Annotated in this window: 15 protein-coding genes and 4 pseudogenes; 14 read left to right on the top strand and 5 right to left on the bottom strand. The window is 64.9% G+C overall.

Annotation, left to right across the window (positions count from 1 at the left end; all coding sequences use genetic code 11):
* A pseudogene (locus tag BJF87_RS14305) lies at positions 1 to 350 on the top strand (heavy metal translocating P-type ATPase); the annotation flags it as partial.
* A 34-nt stretch (positions 351 to 384) separates the two neighbouring features.
* Positions 385 to 708, top strand: coding sequence for a metal-sensitive transcriptional regulator (locus tag BJF87_RS14300; RefSeq protein WP_075863359.1), 324 nt, complete (start codon positions 385 to 387; stop codon positions 706 to 708).
* A gap of 18 nt (positions 709 to 726) precedes the next feature.
* On the opposite strand, the gene BJF87_RS14295 is transcribed toward BJF87_RS14300, so the two are convergent.
* Positions 727 to 1,662 (bottom strand): M23 family metallopeptidase, encoded by a 936-nt coding sequence (locus BJF87_RS14295; RefSeq protein WP_006438342.1) that lies wholly within the window; start codon positions 1,660 to 1,662, stop codon positions 727 to 729.
* A gap of 269 nt (positions 1,663 to 1,931) precedes the next feature.
* Here BJF87_RS14295 and BJF87_RS14290 point away from each other — a divergent pair, with 269 nt between their 5' ends.
* Complete coding sequence (locus BJF87_RS14290) at positions 1,932 to 2,585, top strand: DUF305 domain-containing protein (protein WP_075863358.1); 654 nt, start codon at positions 1,932 to 1,934, stop codon at positions 2,583 to 2,585.
* Between the two features lie 28 nt (positions 2,586 to 2,613).
* Here BJF87_RS14290 and BJF87_RS14285 read toward each other — a convergent pair whose 3' ends face one another.
* A complete protein-coding gene (locus tag BJF87_RS14285; RefSeq protein ID WP_075863357.1) occupies positions 2,614 to 3,564 on the bottom strand; it encodes a M56 family metallopeptidase in 951 nt (316 codons plus the stop codon).
* A 236-nt stretch (positions 3,565 to 3,800) separates the two neighbouring features.
* Between BJF87_RS14285 and BJF87_RS14280 the strand changes: the two genes are divergently transcribed.
* From BJF87_RS14280 to BJF87_RS14265, 4 genes and pseudogenes are all read left to right on the top strand, one after another.
* Entirely contained in the window at positions 3,801 to 4,118 is a 318-nt protein-coding gene (locus BJF87_RS14280) for a hypothetical protein (protein WP_010844644.1), read from the top strand.
* Positions 4,119 to 4,229: 111 nt separating this feature from the next.
* The gene (locus BJF87_RS14275; RefSeq protein WP_075863356.1) at positions 4,230 to 5,069 is read left to right on the top strand and encodes a F510_1955 family glycosylhydrolase; all 840 of its coding nucleotides are present in this window, start codon (positions 4,230 to 4,232) and stop codon (positions 5,067 to 5,069) included.
* A 301-nt stretch (positions 5,070 to 5,370) separates the two neighbouring features.
* Positions 5,371 to 5,613 (top strand): annotated as a pseudogene (locus BJF87_RS26745) (M23 family metallopeptidase); the annotation flags it as partial.
* Positions 5,614 to 6,049: 436 nt separating this feature from the next.
* The gene (locus tag BJF87_RS14265) at positions 6,050 to 7,222 is read left to right on the top strand and encodes an Ig-like domain-containing protein (RefSeq protein ID WP_006357614.1); all 1,173 of its coding nucleotides are present in this window, start codon (positions 6,050 to 6,052) and stop codon (positions 7,220 to 7,222) included.
* A gap of 624 nt (positions 7,223 to 7,846) precedes the next feature.
* Here BJF87_RS14265 and BJF87_RS14260 read toward each other — a convergent pair.
* On the bottom strand, positions 7,847 to 8,734 hold the full coding sequence (locus tag BJF87_RS14260) for a universal stress protein (RefSeq protein WP_006357612.1): 888 nt from the start codon (positions 8,732 to 8,734) through the stop codon (positions 7,847 to 7,849).
* A 263-nt stretch (positions 8,735 to 8,997) separates the two neighbouring features.
* Here BJF87_RS14260 and BJF87_RS14255 point away from each other — a divergent pair, with 263 nt between their 5' ends.
* From BJF87_RS14255 to BJF87_RS14230, 7 genes and pseudogenes are all read left to right on the top strand, one after another.
* Positions 8,998 to 9,891 (top strand): SGNH/GDSL hydrolase family protein, encoded by an 894-nt coding sequence (locus BJF87_RS14255; protein WP_035752385.1) that lies wholly within the window; start codon positions 8,998 to 9,000, stop codon positions 9,889 to 9,891.
* Between the two features lie 219 nt (positions 9,892 to 10,110).
* The gene (gene eat / locus BJF87_RS14250) at positions 10,111 to 11,553 is read left to right on the top strand and encodes an ethanolamine permease (protein WP_075863354.1); all 1,443 of its coding nucleotides are present in this window, start codon (positions 10,111 to 10,113) and stop codon (positions 11,551 to 11,553) included.
* A complete protein-coding gene (locus tag BJF87_RS14245; protein ID WP_006357609.1) occupies positions 11,550 to 12,959 on the top strand; it encodes an ethanolamine ammonia-lyase subunit EutB in 1,410 nt (469 codons plus the stop codon). The genes eat and BJF87_RS14245 overlap by 4 nt, the downstream gene beginning before the upstream one ends.
* Positions 12,956 to 13,725: pseudogene (gene eutC, locus BJF87_RS14240) on the top strand (ethanolamine ammonia-lyase subunit EutC). Before BJF87_RS14245 ends, eutC begins: the two are co-directional and overlap by 4 nt.
* Positions 13,726 to 13,752: 27 nt before the next feature.
* A complete protein-coding gene (locus BJF87_RS26110; protein ID WP_155829487.1) occupies positions 13,753 to 13,911 on the top strand; it encodes a hypothetical protein in 159 nt (52 codons plus the stop codon).
* Positions 13,912 to 13,990: 79 nt separating this feature from the next.
* A complete protein-coding gene (locus BJF87_RS14235) occupies positions 13,991 to 14,566 on the top strand; it encodes a hypothetical protein (RefSeq protein WP_006357606.1) in 576 nt (191 codons plus the stop codon).
* Between the two features lie 228 nt (positions 14,567 to 14,794).
* A pseudogene (locus BJF87_RS14230) lies at positions 14,795 to 15,660 on the top strand (formate/nitrite transporter family protein).
* 3 nt (positions 15,661 to 15,663) lie between these two features.
* On the opposite strand, the gene BJF87_RS26740 reads toward BJF87_RS14230, so the two are convergent.
* Complete coding sequence (locus BJF87_RS26740; protein WP_231380858.1) at positions 15,664 to 16,284, bottom strand: hypothetical protein; 621 nt, start codon at positions 16,282 to 16,284, stop codon at positions 15,664 to 15,666.
* Positions 16,230 to 16,595, bottom strand: a complete 366-nt coding sequence (locus tag BJF87_RS14220; RefSeq protein WP_051405881.1) for a hypothetical protein — start codon at positions 16,593 to 16,595, stop codon at positions 16,230 to 16,232. The genes BJF87_RS26740 and BJF87_RS14220 overlap by 55 nt, the downstream gene beginning before the upstream one ends.
* Positions 16,596 to 16,664 lie beyond the last annotated feature (69 nt).

The raw sequence follows: 16,664 nt of genomic DNA, 5'->3' as shown, positions 1-16,664 counted from the left end.
CCATCGGCGCGGGCACCGACGTCGCGATCGCCTCGGCCGGAGTCATCCTCGCCAGCGATGACCCGCGTTCGGTGCTCTCGGTGATCGAACTGTCCAAGGCCAGCTACCGCAAGATGAAGCAAAACCTGTGGTGGGCAGCGGGATACAACCTGATCTCGGTGCCACTGGCTGCCGGGATCCTCGCCCCGATCGGATTCGTGCTGCCCATGTCGGTCGGTGCCATCCTGATGTCGGCGTCCACGGTGGTCGTGGCTCTCAACGCCCAGCTCCTGCGCCGCCTGGACCTACGCCCGCAGACCAGCACCACCCACGCGCTGCACGACACCCGCCCCACAGCCAGCACTGGGTAAGGAAACAGACCCTTGAAAAGGAGATGATTGTCCGATGACGACATCGTCCGCACCGGAGAACGAGTGCGCACATACCGCGCACGGCTACATCAGTGACAAAAGCCGCTACCTCGCGCGACTCAAACGCATCGAGGGCCAAGCCCGCGGAATCCACCGCATGGTCGATGAAGAGCAATACTGCATCGACATCCTCACCCAGATCTCGGCGCTGACCAAGGCACTGGAGGGGGTGGCGCTGGGCTTGCTCGACGACCACCTCACCCACTGCGTGCTCGATGCCGCCCACGCCGGCGGCGACGAGGCACAGGAGAAGATCGCTGAAGCCTCGGCGGCCATCGCTCGCCTCGTTCGTTCCTGACCCACCACGCCGGGTTCGTCACAGGCGTCGTTCGCCGACCCACTGCGGCACCACCGGCCCCGGCGCGCGGGCGTCTGCATCAGCGGCCATCGCCAGAACCACCCCACGATCGGCCAGCCACTGTGCCGGATCAACGTTGACTCCCGTCGGATCGAGAACCTCGAAATGCAGATGCGGGCCGGTCGACACCCCACGGTTGCCCACCGTGGCGATCGATTGGCCCATCCGTACTCGCGCGCCCTGCTCGAGCAGATTCTCGTCGTTGTGGCCGTAGGTGGTGATCGTGCCGTCATCGTGCCGGATCCGCATCCACAACCCGAACCCCTCAGCGGGTCCGGAGGTGATGACCTCCCCGTCAGCCACAGCGACAATCGGCGCGCCCAGATCATTACCGATATCAATGCCCTGATGGCCCCGTCCGTCACCGAAGGTGGACGTGATCTCACCCGCAGTCGGCGCCACCGCACCGCCACTACCGGGCAGCAGCGGCGTCGGCGTTCCGGGTTCCTGCGGCTGGGGGCCATGCGGCTCGTTCGGATCGTGCGGCACGATCGCGGCGATCAGGGTGGCCACCAGCCGAGCCAGCGGTAACGCGTCGATGATCCGGAACCCGTCTATCGGATCAATGAGCGAAAACGTGCCGAAGCACTGCAGCGCGGCCACACTGCCCGCATCGCCGACACTGCCCGACTGGGCCTGAGCGCCCAGGCAGGACGCCGCCTGCGTGATCGGCTCCCCCAAACTCGCCGCCGCGGCACCACCCAAAGCGGCCTTCACCGAGTCCTGCACGATCGCGATCAACTCCCCGGCCACATGTCCATCGGTCGAGGCCGCCGCCGGTGCGGTGGCAATCACAGGCGCAACGCCCACACACACCGCCACCGCCACCCCCAGCGCCTTGGGGCCCCACCGCTGCCCCGCCTTGACCCGTAGCGATGTCAACACCATCTGCATGCGGTCGGACCTTCCCCACGGACGTCGTAGACCCACGCACGAGTGCCATGCGTGTACCCGCGAGATCACACCACAAGTCACTTGTGCCCCACCAGTCACACGCGGCTCCACTACGAAGCGAACTAATCAGGCATTAGCGGCTTTGTTTGCGCAGTTCACCGCCCGTTTTGTGGGTGCCGGGCAGGCGACTAACTACTATCGGTGTTAGTAGAATTGTTATCGAAGCGCCGCCGGGCGGTGGCGAAGTATCACTCTTGAGGAGGAGATCGATGAGAGTCACACGAACCGGTGTCGTCGTTGCTGCCGCAGCGGCTGTTCTGACAGTGGTGGCCGCGTGTTCGGACACCTCGACTGAGGATCATTCCTCGATGTCGGGGATGGGTACCAGCACGGTCAGTACCGAATCCTCAGCGGCGGCCACTGCCGAACACAACAGCGCGGACATCTCGTTCGCCCAGCAGATGATCCCGCACCACACCCAGGCGATCATGATGAGCGACATCCTGTTGGAGAAGGACAACATCAACCCCCAGGTCGTCAGTCTGGCCCAGCAGATCAAAGACGCTCAGCAGCCCGAGATCGAGCAGATGCAGTCGTGGCTGAAGCAATGGGGAGCCCCACTCGAGGGCCAGGGACACAACATGGACATGGGTACCTCGATGGCACCGGGTACCTCCCCGATGCCGTCGATGATGGGCATGATGTCGCCAGAACAGATGCAGCAGCTACGCGACGCGCAAGGCGCCGAGGCGTCGCGCCTGTTCCTGACCCAGATGATCGAACACCACCGCGGCGCCATCGCCATGGCCAAGACCGAGATTCAAGACGGCCAATCGCCCGAGGCGATCGCGCTGGCACGCCAGATCGTCACTGACCAGGAGAGCGAAATTGCGAGGATGCAGCAGCTTCTCAACAACCCCTAGCGGCCCGACCCGCCCGGGCTTGCCTCGGCTACACACACATCGCGATCACCATCGCCGCGACGACACCGGACACCGCTAGCGTGGTCGGCACCGCCACCACACCAGCCACCGCCGCGGCAGCACCCACATGATGACGTCGCGACCGGCACCGGTGACCGGAGTCCAAGCGGCTCAACCGAGGCCCCACCGACGACGAATCGCTGATCGACAACACACCCACCGGGCCCGCTACAGGTCCCGAACGGGCCAACGTTCCCAACGCCGAGCAGACCGCCCGCGCACCCACCAGCTGGGCCGCGCGGGCATCGGCGGCTTGCTCGACCAAGCCGGCGACCTCACGGCCCGCGCGGCTGAACAACGGAATCAGCGGGAACGCACGCCCGAGAGCGCGGGCCGCCAACACCACGGTGTGATGACGTTGCCGCCGGTGCGCGCGCTCATGAGCAACGACGGCATCGAGTTCCTCACCGGACAACGCCGCCTGCAACCCGGTCGTGGCGGCAATGCCGGCATCCTTGCCCGGCAGACAAAACGCCATCGGCCGCCCGTCGGCGAGCCACCACACATCGGGATAGCGCTCACTGCGGGCGCCCACCAACCGCAACGACTGAAGATACTCCTCACGAGCACCACGCATCCGCACCGCCGATCGCACCGCGATCGTCACCGCTCGGACAATCGCTGCCACGGTCACCACCGCCAGCACGCCACCAGAGATCGCTTCCACCCGCGGGGATGCGCCGTGTGACAACACCCGCAGACACGACACCACCTCGGACAACGAATGGATGCCGAAATGGCCGGGAACCGCCAGCGTCACAACAGCTCCCACCCACAACATCGCAAACACGACCTGCGCGGCCGGCCAGGCCACCAACACCCAACGAGCATCGATACGGCCCTGCACCCGAACCATCCATCGAGGCCACAACCAGCCCAGCACACCCGCGGCAACAACTAACACCACCGCTGCACTCATGGATGCTCACCCATCGTTCGCCTCGATCCTCGACGCCCCGCCGTCGTGCTCGCTGAGACCCACACTCAACACACCTTCCCGGCGACCCACCACCTGCACCACCAGCCAGTATGCCCCAGAAGTTCGTCGGTGACGCCGCAACTCAGGCACCGACCGCGCCGCCAATTACTAGGTTTTATAGTAGTTAGTTGACGCGGGTTGACCCGGCCTGCGCGTACCAGTCCGAGGAATGCGCCGTGACCGAGAACCCGAAGGAGACGCACTCGCCCCCCGACGACCACCGTCGTCAGTATCTGCATGCCATGCGAGACGTCTACCGAGCACCCACGCCATACTCGACCCACCAGTTTTTCCACCGCGCCCACCACCTCAGCGTCACCTCGAACCGACGCCGCCACCTCGCCGCACACATCGGTCTCGTCCGCCACCTCGCTGCGATCGGCGACCTCTCCGGGGCACGTCACCACCTCGGCAACGTGCTCATCTCCCTCGTCCTCCAAAAGCATTGCGGCCAAAAGCCTTCACAGCCTTCCACCCCCATCCAGAAGTCGTGACCACGACACCCCCAGAGGGTTAGGGCGGCTCCTACCCGGTCTCGCCACCACCCCGATCACCACACCACCCACGCCCGAACTCAGTCCTACCCACACGAAAGTCCTAGCCGCTTGCCTGCCTCAAACCCGTCCAACCGCACCGCTGCGGTCGTCCTCGCAGTCATCGCCACGCTGATTGTGCTAACCGGCTGCTCCACCCGGGAACAACCCACATCCCCACCACCGTCGGCAACCTCAGCAGAGAGCGCAACACTGACCCCAGAACTCGACCACCTCCACGCCCTGCACATCCGCGCCGACGGCACTATCCTCGCCGGAACTCACACCGGCGTAATCGCCCTCACCGCAGATGGAACCACCAGCCGGGTCGGCGTCTCCGACGACGACTTCATGGGACTGGCCGGGGTAACCGGCTCTGATCGGATCTTCGCCTCCGGCCATCCCGGCCCGCGGAGCTCGGCACCCAACCCGCTGGGACTCGTCGCCAGCGAAGATGGCGGGCAGACATGGACACCGAGATCGGTGGCCGGCGACATCGACTTCCACGCGCTCGCCACCAACGGACAACTACTCGTAGGCTTCGACGGAATCAACGGCCTGCTCGTATCGACCGATGACGGGAGAAGCTGGACCCCCGGCGCGCCCCTGGCCGCAGCAGCACTCGCGATCACCGACCGCGGCGTATGGGCGACTACCCCAGATGGCCTGCAACACAGCACCGACGACGCCCAGACCTTCACAACCGTTCCCGATGCGCCGGCCCTAGCCCTCCTGGCGGCCGCACCCGATGGCACGCTCTGGGGCATCGACACCGCCAACACCGTCTGGCGCAGCCCAGACGGCACACACTGGGAACAACGCAGCACCATCAATAGTGTCAACGCGCTGGTCGCCAGAAACGCCGAAAATGCATACGCCGCAAACGAACAATTGCTCTACACGCTCAGCTAACGGACTCGTGTGGAGCAACGAAGGAAGGAGGCGACTCAGATCCGGACGCGCTTTTGATCACGTCCACTCCACCCACTCCACGAGCAGGATCTGACAGACGGTGGCACCCGGCCGACCTGGGTGGTCACTCTCGACCACCTGACGGCACCCAGAAACGCCACGTCTTCGACGACGTCACTGTCGTTATCGATGAGACGAGCAGCCCCGACTACCCCACGAACTTGCTGCGCGTGTCACAGCTGCGTGAGCACACCGAACCCGCGACCTCAAAGATCGCCTTGGGCGGGGACGGTTATCGAAGGCCGCCGGCTTCGGGCTGTGGATGCGAGTGCTGCAAGACGACGGCACGATCGGCGTGTATGGGCACATCAGCGAGACACTGGTGAGCGTCTGGCAGCGAGTCCTGGCCGGCGCGCAGATCGCAACGGTAGGAAACCGCGGCTACTCCACCGGCCCACACCTGCACTACAAGGTGTGGCAGCAAGATGGACCCAAACTCGATCCTGCACCGTGGTTGAGAACCCGGGGAGTCTACGTCGTCGGACGACCCGCCTTATCGGCGCGCGGGAGGTATGAGGACGAGTGGTCCCGCAGGTGTCGCGAGAGTTGTCGCACCACGGCCTCGACGTCGGCGAGCGGTGGCGAACACGCATCGGCGGGGACTACCTGTGGGGTGTCGCCACACGGCAATAATGAGGTCGACGTGACCGCTCGGCGGTCGCCCACCACGAAGACGTTTCGAACCTTCTCTCGCGCTGTGCAGCGGGTAGAGGAGCGCACAGCATTCAACTACTATCGTGGATAGTAAACCTAGTCCAGGCGCCGAGTGAGAGGGTTCGCCACAATCGATGGGCCGCGTAAGAAGGACTCGAGCTATCGAAGAGCCACGTGATCTCTTGGCGGCTTACGGTGCGCAGCCGCAGTGCTCGAGCGCTCGTGGATGCCGCGGGTCGGTCCGGGCAGGTATTCCGCGACTGCTGATGCTCGCAGCCCTGACGGCTGTGGTGATGTTATTGACCTCGTGCAGCTCAACCGGAGGCGCCGCCTACAGCAACGAGATTCAGGCCGTTGACAGCTTCGCCGACATCGCACAGCCTTCCATTGCTGTGGCCACCGAAGGTGGCGGTCGACTCGCGCCCAACGCGGTTGTCGAACCTGGGCTTCCTATTGTTGTCACGGCCAGCCGCGGCGCGTTGACAAACGTCCGTATCCCCACAGCCAGCGGCCGTCCCTTGGCGGGCTCACTGAGCGAGGACGGCTCAACGTGGACAAGCACCCAACCCCTGGGATATTCGAAGCGGTATTCCGTTCAAGCCGAGGCCGTGGGCGTGGGCGGTCGATCGGTCGTCTCGCAGCGCTTCACCACGACCTCACCGGAGTCACTGACCAGCGCTGCCATCCTCGGCGAGAAAACCGTCGGGATCGCCCACACAGTCGGGGTGCGGTTCGCCGATCCCATCCCCGACCGAAAGAAGGCACAGGCGGCGATCACCGTGTCGTCTGACCCCCAGATGCGGGGTGCGTTCTATTGGATCAGCGACTCCGAAGTCCGGTGGAGGCCCGAACGCTTCTGGACGCCGGGCACCAAAGTCAGTGTCGCCGTCAACATTTACGGAGTCGACCTCGGCGACGGGCTCTACGGCGACGAGAACTTGTCCTACGACTTCACGATTGGCCGAGCTCAGGAAATCGTTGCCGACGACAACACCAAAACGATAGTCGTCAAACGAGACGGCAAGGTCATCCGCACGATGCCGACCTCGTTCGGCAAAGACAGCACTCCGACGCCCCGCGGTATCTACATGATCGGAGATCGCGTCGAGCACATCATCATGGACTCGTCCACCTACGGAGTGCCTGTCGAGTCCGCAGCGGGATACCGCACACCCGTTCAATGGGCGGTGCAAATGTCCTACAGCGGCATTTACATGCACGGCGCACCGTGGTCGATGTCGGCGCAAGGCAGCAGCAACGTCAGCAACGGTTGCCCAAACCTGAGTCCCACTGACGCGGAATGGCTCGTGAAGAACACCCTGCGCGGTGACCCCGTCACGGTCAAGAACACCAACGCCGACACACTGCCGGGAGTTGATGGACTCGGCGATTGGAACATCCCGTGGCCACAATGGAAGAACGGCAACGCAGACACCTAGGCGCCCCCGCCTGGCTGGAGTTCGTCGACGCTCAGCACGTTCTTCCGACCATGCACGGCCGGGGCGAGTTCACGACGGGCTCACCCGCTCACTGTCTCAGGCGCTTCTCGCGGTGTACAGAACTTCGCTCGAATGCAGCACACCACCACTCGCGACGAGTGCTACTACCGGTCACCCACTGAGCCAGGGGTTAATTCACGAGGGCCGTTGGTCAGTCATGTCGAGACCCTGTGCGGGCGAACCGGTGCCGTGAGGATCAACATCAATAACGAGCAGCGGCGGCATAGCGTCCGTCGGTACTACCTGTGCGAGGCGAGGCTGATCTGGCCGCGTGGGACGACAACCACGCCGCGCGCCGTTCGGGTCTTCTTGGCCGATCCCGGCGTTCGTTTGGCCGGCGGACCGTGCACGGAGTGTCGTCAGAGACGTCAACCCGCACTTCGCCACCTTCGGTGCCAGCTCCCTTGCGGTTACCAACATTCTCGCCGACCCGCACGTCGACACCATCGACGACGACCCTACGGTCGATCCACCGCGCTACCTCTCGCGGCGAGCCCGCACAGGATCGGTGACTCGCTCCACCTCCGGGAACACCTGTTTCTGAGTGAGCAACCCGGTCACGGGTCAGGGCTTGCGGTGCACCACCATCACCGGGCACGGCGCCACTTGCACCACGGCGCGACTCGTCGACCCCAACAGCAATCCCCGAATACCCCCGTGTCCGCGGGTCCCGACGACGACGAGCTGCGCGGTCTGAGCCGCATCGAAGATTTCTTCGGCAGGTGAGGCGATGCCGACGTGACGCTCGATCTGCACATCGGGGTAGTCCTCGGGATACCCGGCCAGTTGTTCACCCAACAGTTCTTCGGCTTCGTCCTCGAACTGTCGAAGGGTCCTCTGGTCTGCGCCGTAGAACGCTGCGCCCGAAGACCCTCCATATGCGTGCACCCCGAGCAAAGATGTGTTCAACAGGTCAGCTTGACGGAACGCATGGGCGATCGCCGCAGTCGAGGTAGGCGACCCGTCGACACCGACGACCACGGGGCCGGTCGTGGGCGCCGGCCCGCCCACAACCACAACAGGGCACTCCGCATGCGCGGCGGCGTCGGTGCTGACCGATCCGAGGAGCAGTCCGCGCACTCCGCCGAGACCACGCCTGCCCAGCACGAGCATGTGCGCCCACGCGGACGCGTGACGAAGCGTCAGCATGGCCGACCCGCTCACAGTCTTGCCTGCAACGTCCACGTCAGGGTCGACATCTGCGACGACCTGAGTCGCGGCCTCGATGGCCCGCGCCGCGCCCGCGTGCATCGCCTCGACCACTGCCGGGGACGTCAACGTCGCGGTCGGCGCGTACGCGCCCGGCACGATCCCCACCGCAGAGATCAGCCGCAGGGGTCGTCGCTCCCGAACTGCAGCACCGGCCGCCCACCTCACCGCCATCAAAGCGGAGTCCGAACCGTCTACCCCGACGACAATCGGTGCGGTCGCATCGGTCACTGAATCAGTCATGGTTTGTCTCCTACCCTGCACAGCCTGCGGCAGCAGTTCCCCTCGACTCCACTCATCCTCGCCCCGCCACCGCCGACAAGCCGGAGTCGAAGGTCATCGGCATGACGTCGAAAGGTCCTGACCCGATTCGACCAAAAAGAGAATCGTCACACGCGACAAATGCAGGCCCGTTGAATCGACGGCTGCAACTTAGGCAATTCTCCGTCCGTGTTAGTCTCATCAGCACCATCAGTAACTTGAGCACCACGATCTGGAGTGCCCGAATGCCCTTGCCGTACGGCCGTGACCTACGCCGGCGCCTCGGCATTCGAACCGTGCTGACCGCGGCGGCCACCGCCCTCGCCCTCGTCTGCGGACTCGCCCACGCCGGCGGGGCCCGGGCAGCGGACGGATACCCGTACGTCAATCTCGGTGACAGCTACAGCGCAGGCGCATCGGTATTCCCCCAGGCGACGAATGCGGCAATGTTCTGTTCGAACTCGCTGGTCAACTACTCCCATCTCGTCGCGGAGAGACGCGGGCTCTCGGTCGCCGACGTCAGTTGCTCAGGCGCGTCGACCGAAGACCTGACCCAGGCGCAACACTTGTGGCAGGGACCGCAGATCACCGCGGTGGGGTCGGCCACCCGCTTGATCACCTTGACGATCGGCGCGAACAACAACGGGCTCTTCAGCTTCTCGACCTCGGCTTGCCAGCAGGCCTGGCTGGCGGCGCCGCTGTCGGCCACCCCGTGCCGCGACAAGTTCGGCACCTCGTTTGTCGACAGGATCAACTCCGCGACCTACCCCGACCTCGTGAACGCGTTGCGCATCATCAAACGCGCCGCGCCGCGAGCCCGCGTCCTTCTCGTGGGGTATCCGCAGATCTTCCCGGCGGTGGGCTCGGCGCTCTGCTCGGCGTCTCTGCTCACGACGCCCGGAGACACCGAATACCTACACCGGGCCTTCGCCGCCCTCAATGACGCCATGCGCCGCGCCGCCGCAGCCACGCGCGCAACCTATGTGGACATGACCAAGGTCTCCGCAGGCCACGACGCCTGCGCGGGCGATCGGCGATGGGTCGAGCCGACGTTGGGTGCGGTCAGCTTCCCGGCGATGCACGCCAATGCACTCGGTCAGCGGGCGATGGCCGACCAGGTCGTGGCCGCACTGCGCTGAGGGGCCGCCTCGAGTACCTGCTCGCCCGGTGCGGCGATCGGGCTGGTCCGTGTCCGACGTCTCGCGGCTCGCACCCTGGGACGGGCCCTGCCCGTTCGGGCAGTGCGCAACCCTGGCCAACTCGGTTGCAACGTTGCTCGCCTTAATGTCAGGCGTCACGTTCACGGACCGGTGTGGCCTGGATAACTTGGTCTAGGTCCTTCTCCCGAGGAGGCCGGTTTGGCTATCGACGAATCGAAGAGTTCGCACCACACCGGTGGCGTGGACAGTCACGCAGAATCGGCGGACTATCTGGCGAAGCGTCAACTCAAGGGCGGCACCGCCGGGTGGCTGCTGCTCGCCGGTCTGGGTGTGAGTTACGTGGTCTCCGGCGACTATTCGGGATGGAACTTCGGCCTCGGACACGGCGGCTTCGGCGGCCTGGCAATCGCCGCGGTCATCATCGCCGCGATGTACTTGTGCCTGGTGCTGGGGATGGCTGAGCTGTCCTCGGCTCTTCCAGCGGCTGGAGGTGGTTACACGTTCGCCCGCCGGGCACTCGGTCCATGGGGCGGATTCGCCACGGGCACGGCGATTCTGATCGAGTATTCGATCGCGCCGGCAGCGATCGCGACGTTCATCGGCGCCTACGTCGAGTCGTTGAACCTGTTCGGTATCACCGACGGCTGGTGGGTCTATCTGGTCGTGTACATGATCTTCATCGGAATCCATCTGTCCGGCGCAGGCGAGGCGTTGAAGGTGATGTTCGCGATCACTGCCATCGCGTTGGTCGGTCTGGTCATCTTTGCGATCACTGCCATCGGCCACTTCGAGATCGACAACCTCACCGACATCGCACCCACGGACGCAGCCGGGTCGTCGTCGTTCCTGCCGTTCGGTTACATCGGGATCTGGGCGGCCATTCCGTTCGCGATCTGGTTCTTCCTGGCGATCGAAGGTGTACCGCTGGCGGCCGAAGAGACCGCCGACCCCGAACGAAACGTTCCGCGGGGCATCATCGCTGCGATCAGCGTCCTTCTCATCACCTGTGTCACCGTGCTGTTCCTGACGACCGGCGCAGGTGGTGCAGGTCCGATGTCGGAGTCGGGAAATCCGCTGGTCGAGGCACTGGGTGATTCGTCGATGGCCAAGGTGGTCAACTACATCGGGCTTGCCGGTCTGGTCGCGAGCTTCTTCTCGATCATCTATGCCTACTCGCGCCAGCTGTTCGCACTCTCACGAGCTGGTTACCTGCCGACGGTGTTGTCGGTGACCAACCGACGCAAGGCCCCCACGCTAGCGCTGATCGTGCCCGGGATCATCGGCTTCCTGCTGTCGCTCACCGGCAAAGGCGACCTCCTGTTGAACATGGCTGTCTTCGGTGCCGCCTCGAGCTATGTGTTGATCATGGTCAGCCACATCGTTCTACGGCGCCGCGAACCAGATATGAAGCGCCCGTACCGCACCCCCGGCGGCGTCGCGACCACGGGCTTCGCACTCGTCGTCGCAGTCATCGCGGTCATCGCGACTTTCCTCGTCGACGTGGTGGCAGCCTTGTGCTGCCTCGGAGTGTTCGCCCTGTTCATGCTCTACTTCGCCCTGTACAGCCGACACCGGCTCGTCGCGAACTCGCCCGACGAGGAATTCGCAGCGCTCGCCGAAGCGGAGGACGACCTACGATGATCTACACCCAGTCGATCTCGGGTACGACCTACACCTTCGACGGACTCGTCGAACTGATGGCCAAGGCCACCCCCCGCCGCTCCGGCGATGAACTCGCCGGGTGTGCTGCCGAGTCCGATGCCGAACGCGCCGCTGCGGCATGGCAACTCGCAGATCTACCCTTGACGACCTTCCTCGAAGAACAGGTCGTTCCGTATGAGACCGATGAGGTCACCCGACTGATCATCGACACCCACGACCGGGTGGCGTTCCAGTCGATCGCGCACCTGACCGTCGGCGGACTGCGTGACTGGTTCCTCGAAACCGCGGTTCGCGACGACGGTGCCGCTCGAATTGCCGCTGTGGCAGCAGGTTTGACCCCCGAAATGGTTGCCGCCGTATCGAAGATCATGCGCAACCAGGACCTGATCCTGGTTGCCTCAGCCGCGACCGTCACCGCAGCTTTCCGCACCACAGTCGGCCTGCCGGGACGCATCAGCACCCGACTGCAACCCAACCACCCCACCGACGATCCTCGCGGCATCGCGGCGGCGACTCTGGACGGATTGTTGATGGGATGCGGAGACGCGGTGATCGGCATCAACCCGGCTACCGACTCGCCGCACGCGACCTCGGAGCTGCTGTACCTGCTCGACGACATCCGACAACGCTTTCAGATCCCGACGCAATCCTGCGTTCTGTCACACGTCACCACCACTGTGGACCTGATCGAGAAAGGGGTACCGGTCGACCTGGTCTTCCAATCGATCGCTGGAACCGAGGGCGCCAACCGCAGTTTCGGAGTCGACATCGCGATGTTGCGAGAAGCCAACGAAGCGGGCCACTCTCTGCACCGCGGCACCGTCGGTGACAACGTCATGTACCTCGAGACCGGGCAGGGATCCGCGCTGTCGGCGAATGCGCATCTCGGCACCGGCGGCAAACCCGTCGATCAGCAAACACTGGAAACCCGTGCGTATGCCGTGGCGCGTGACCTCGAACCTCTCCTGATCAACACCGTCGTCGGCTTCATCGGACCCGAATACCTCTACGACGGGAAACAGATCATTCGCGCCGGTCTCGAAGACCACTTCTGCGGGAAGATCCTCGGTCTCCCGATGGGTGTCGACGTCTGCTACACCAACCATGCCGAAGCAGACCAAGACGACATGGACACTCTGCTGACCCTGCTCGGTGTCGCCGGCGCCGCGTTTGTCATCGCCGTCCCTGGCGCCGACGACGTCATGCTCGGCTATCAAAGCCTGTCCTTCCACGACGCGCTCTACGTGCGTCAGGCACTCGGCCTCCGTCCCGCTCCGGAATTCGAGGCCTGGCTGGCCGGACTCGGTATGGCCGACACCGACGGACGCATCCTGCCCGTCGACGTGCTCGACTCTCCCCTGCGTGCACTGAGTGCGGCCCGATGAACGCCCGCCAACCGGCCGAGGACCATTGGGCTGGACTGCGACTGACCACCCGAGCACGGATCGGATTGGGCCGGGCCGGGAATTCACTCCCCTCGCGTCGAGTACTCGAGTTCAAGGCTGCCCACTCCGCAGCCCGCGACGCCGTGCACGAACCGCTCGACGTGGCCGACCTCAACGATCAGATCAGTGATCTCGACATCGAGCCAGCACTCCATGTGCACAGCGAGGCCGGCTCCCGAAGTGAGTACCTGCGGCGACCAGATCTCGGGCGACGGCCCGCGGATCTGTCTCACCTGCCCGACACCGGAGCCGACCTCGCCATCGTGCTCGCCGACGGACTCTCACCGCGTGCGCTCGCCGACCACGGACGAGGATTGCTCGAAGCGCTCCTCGACACCCTCGCCCCGCGCTACTCCCTCGCTCCCCCGGTGATCGCAACCCAAGCGCGCGTCGCCCTCGGCGACCACCTCGGCGAAGCCTCCGCGCCCAGACGATGATCATGATCATCGGCGAACGCCCCGGCCTATCGGTCGCCGACAGTCTCGGTATCTACCTCACCCATCTCCCGCGAGCCGGACGCAGTGACGCAGACCGCAACTGCATCTCCAACATCCACCCGCCCGACGGCCTCGACTACACAACCGCCGCCGCGATCACCGCGGCCCTGGTCGACGGCGCTCGCAAACTCGGGAGATCCGGAGTCGCGCTCAAGGACACCTCACGCGACCAACTCACCGGCAGTGATGCACGAATCCTGGACGGCTAGATGAAGTGACCTGAGAGGTTGCTGGGCGTGCCTGCTCGAATGGCGATCGCGGGCTACGCGGACTCGGGTGACCGCCACGTCGAGGCCTTCCTCGGACTGTTCGACCGGCTCGACGCCTACTTTGCTGAGGTCATCGGGGCGGCGACGTCCTCAGAGGAACATCCGTCGCGGCATCCGTCGGACTGAGGGTGCAACCCCGCTGCCGATCGAAAAGCCATGTGCCGTAGTCTTTTCTCACGTGAATTCCGCTGCTGACGATGCTTTCATGACCGACCTCACTTCGCGCGTATGCGTGTGGTGCTCGTCCACCGGGGACATCGCCGAGTTCCGTGGTGAGCCGCGGTGCGGGCGCTGCCGCACTGCAGAACAGACCATTGCTGTGGCCCGCGAGTTCGTCGGTTTGTACGGTCTGCGGCCCCTGGGTGGATCGCTCGCCTCGGAGGACGAGGAAGAACACGAACACCGGGTGGCCGCTCGCGAGGCCCGGGCGCTGCTCAACCAGACCCGCTCGCACACACCTCCCCGTACCAAGTCTCGAACCGGGCAGCGCGTCACGACCCGCACCACGACCACCGCTCCGAAGGCGAGCACCAAGGCGCCTGCGACCAGGACGCAGAATGACAAGTCCGGAGTCACCCGCCCCGACCGCGCCGAGCTCATGAGCCGCGCCGAGAACCTGCTGGCGCAGCTCGCGGAGATCGAGGAACGCTTGGCGATCGCGCAGAAGGACTCCGGCTTGAGCGGCAAGGCCAAGGTGTCGGACCTGACCGCGAAGCGGGATTCCGTCCTGCGTACGCTCGCCGCTCTGGAGAAGGCGAACCGGGCGCTGGAGCCGGCCTGACCCCAACCGCTGGGGGTTTCGTCGGCCGGAAACAATGAGTCGCAACCTGTTCGGTCTCCTCGTACCTGAGCCCGCCCACCGACCGTCATCAACGCACACCGGCCGTGCATCGGTCGGTTCCCCTGCGTAGTCGTCGACGACGCGTAGCATTCGGGTCGCACCTGCAGCAGCGCGGGACCGCGCAGGGGCGGTGCGTGGCGCCTGCCCCGCGTTCCGAGAGGAATGGCGATGACTGCGAACCAGCGGGACCACGAGGACGACCGACGCGCGGCCGGTCGCGCGGACGGCCCCCTCGAACAGCAACTCGAGGAGAGCTTCGACGAAGTCGTGACCGAGGGCACCGAACGCCTGTACCGGGCGGTGCGCACAGTTCTCATCACCGGCTTCTTCGGTGGGCTGGAGGTCGGACTCGGCGTCATGGCGATGCTGGCCGTCGTCCACGAAACCGGCAGCCACCTCCTGGGAGGCCTCGCCTTCAGCATCGGACTCATCGCGATATACCTCGCGCACAGCGAGCTGTTCACCGAGGACTTCCTGATGCCCATCGCGGCGGTGGTGGCGCGTAAGGGGTCTGTTCTTCAGCTGATCAAGCTCTGGGTCGGCACACTGCTCGCCAACCTCCTCGGAGGTTGGGTCATCATGTGGCTGATCACGCGATCGTTTCCGGAATGGAACGAGACCCTGTCGGAGTCGGCACACCACTTCGCCGACGCCCCGCTGTCGTTGCAGAGCATTTGTCTGGCGGTACTCGGTGGAGCCGTCATGACTCTCCTGACCCGGATGCAGCAGGGCACGTCGTCCGACCCGGCCAAGATCGCGGCGACTGTCGGAACAGCGTTTCTGCTGGCGGGTCTAAGCTGTTCCACTCCGTCCTCGACTCGCTGCTCATCTTCGGAGCGATCCAGGTCGGCGGCGGGGTCACCGTCGTCGGGTGGTTGTCATGGTTCTGGTACACCGTCGTGTTCAACATCATCGGCGGCATCGTGCTGGTGACGGCCTTGCGCCTGCTCCGGACCAAGGAACTGGTCGAGCAGGAACGCCAAGCGCCCGGGCCCGACTCCGACCGCAACGACGTGCCCTCAGGCAGGAAGTGAGTACTACCCCGTCGACGGCGTGTTCGCGAGTTCGACGGCCCTACGCCGAGTCTCCCGGTCGACGACATCGGCGGCATTCATCGGTCCGGTCAGGACGCCCGACTCGGTAGCGATGTCGATCATGAATTCCACACTCTCGTCGGAGAGCCCGCCGTCTGCTGTCCAGAACGGGTACTTCTGGATGAGGTCGTAGAGCTCTCTGAGTGACTGTTCGGACGGCGGTTCTTCGACGTACTCGCCGACCGCAGCCCGGAAGACGGCGAAGTCGCTCTTCAGTTCCTTCATCGCCCGCAGCGTGGTGGCGCAGTACTGCGCGGCCAGTTCACGGTTCTGTACGAGCCAGTCGGCCTCGGCGGCTTGGGCCACCTTGATGAAACCGGGGGCGTTCTCGTAAAGGGTGGCGATCAGGACCGGCCGGTTCACCGTTGAGTGGGCGGCGTCGTACTGCGTGTCGTGGATGACGGTGGCGTCGAGCTGTCCTGTAGCCCACGCTTCGGTTCGGGCGCTTGAGCTTTCGATGATCTTCGGATTCGGGATCTCGTGGACGTCCCGGGGCTCGCCGATGCCGCTCAACAGCGCGTTGAGGACGATGGCGCCGGCGCCGCCCGGGCTGTCGATGCCCACGCGGGTCGACGTCTCGAACAGCTGCCGGCCGTGTTCACACCGTTCGCGCCGGCCAGAACGAAGTCGTCCATGCTGACGTACGGGCAGAACACCTTGAGGTCCTCGCCCCGTTTCCGCGCATCGAGAATCGCGGAGAACGACGTCGCCAGGACCTCGGCATCGGCGTCGGACAAGGTCTTCACCGCGTCGGTGTGCGTGTCGGTGATCGTGACGTTCTGTTCGACGCTGAGGTTCAGCCCGAGGTCCCCGCCGTAGTGGTCGACGCCGTAGACCAATGGGATCTGCGACGCCTGTGGAGGCGAACCCAGCACAATCTGCAGCGACTCCCCTGTGCTCGCGTCGGATTCTTGGTTGCACGCAGAGCTGACAATTGCCAGACC

The sequence above is a fragment of the Gordonia sp. CNJ-863 genome (assembly GCF_001942325.1).
GTDB lineage: Bacteria > Actinomycetota > Actinomycetes > Mycobacteriales > Mycobacteriaceae > Gordonia > Gordonia alkanivorans.
The sequence above is the reverse complement of the archived record's forward strand: the minus strand, read 5'-3'. Positions and strand labels throughout refer to the sequence as shown.

Coding starts and splice junctions, on each gene's coding strand:
- BJF87_RS14300 (WP_075863359.1), top strand. CDS start 385: ATGACGACATCGTCCGCACCGGAGAACGAGTGCGCACATACCGCGCAC.
- BJF87_RS14295 (WP_006438342.1), bottom strand. CDS start 1,662: ATGCAGATGGTGTTGACATCGCTACGGGTCAAGGCGGGGCAGCGGTGG.
- BJF87_RS14290 (WP_075863358.1), top strand. CDS start 1,932: ATGAGAGTCACACGAACCGGTGTCGTCGTTGCTGCCGCAGCGGCTGTT.
- BJF87_RS14285 (WP_075863357.1), bottom strand. CDS start 3,564: ATGAGTGCAGCGGTGGTGTTAGTTGTTGCCGCGGGTGTGCTGGGCTGG.
- BJF87_RS14265 (WP_006357614.1), top strand. CDS start 6,050: ATGCTCGCAGCCCTGACGGCTGTGGTGATGTTATTGACCTCGTGCAGC.
- BJF87_RS14260 (WP_006357612.1), bottom strand. CDS start 8,734: ATGACTGATTCAGTGACCGATGCGACCGCACCGATTGTCGTCGGGGTA.
- BJF87_RS14255 (WP_035752385.1), top strand. CDS start 8,998: ATGCCCTTGCCGTACGGCCGTGACCTACGCCGGCGCCTCGGCATTCGA.
- BJF87_RS14245 (WP_006357609.1), top strand. CDS start 11,550: ATGATCTACACCCAGTCGATCTCGGGTACGACCTACACCTTCGACGGA.
- BJF87_RS14235 (WP_006357606.1), top strand. CDS start 13,991: ATGACCGACCTCACTTCGCGCGTATGCGTGTGGTGCTCGTCCACCGGG.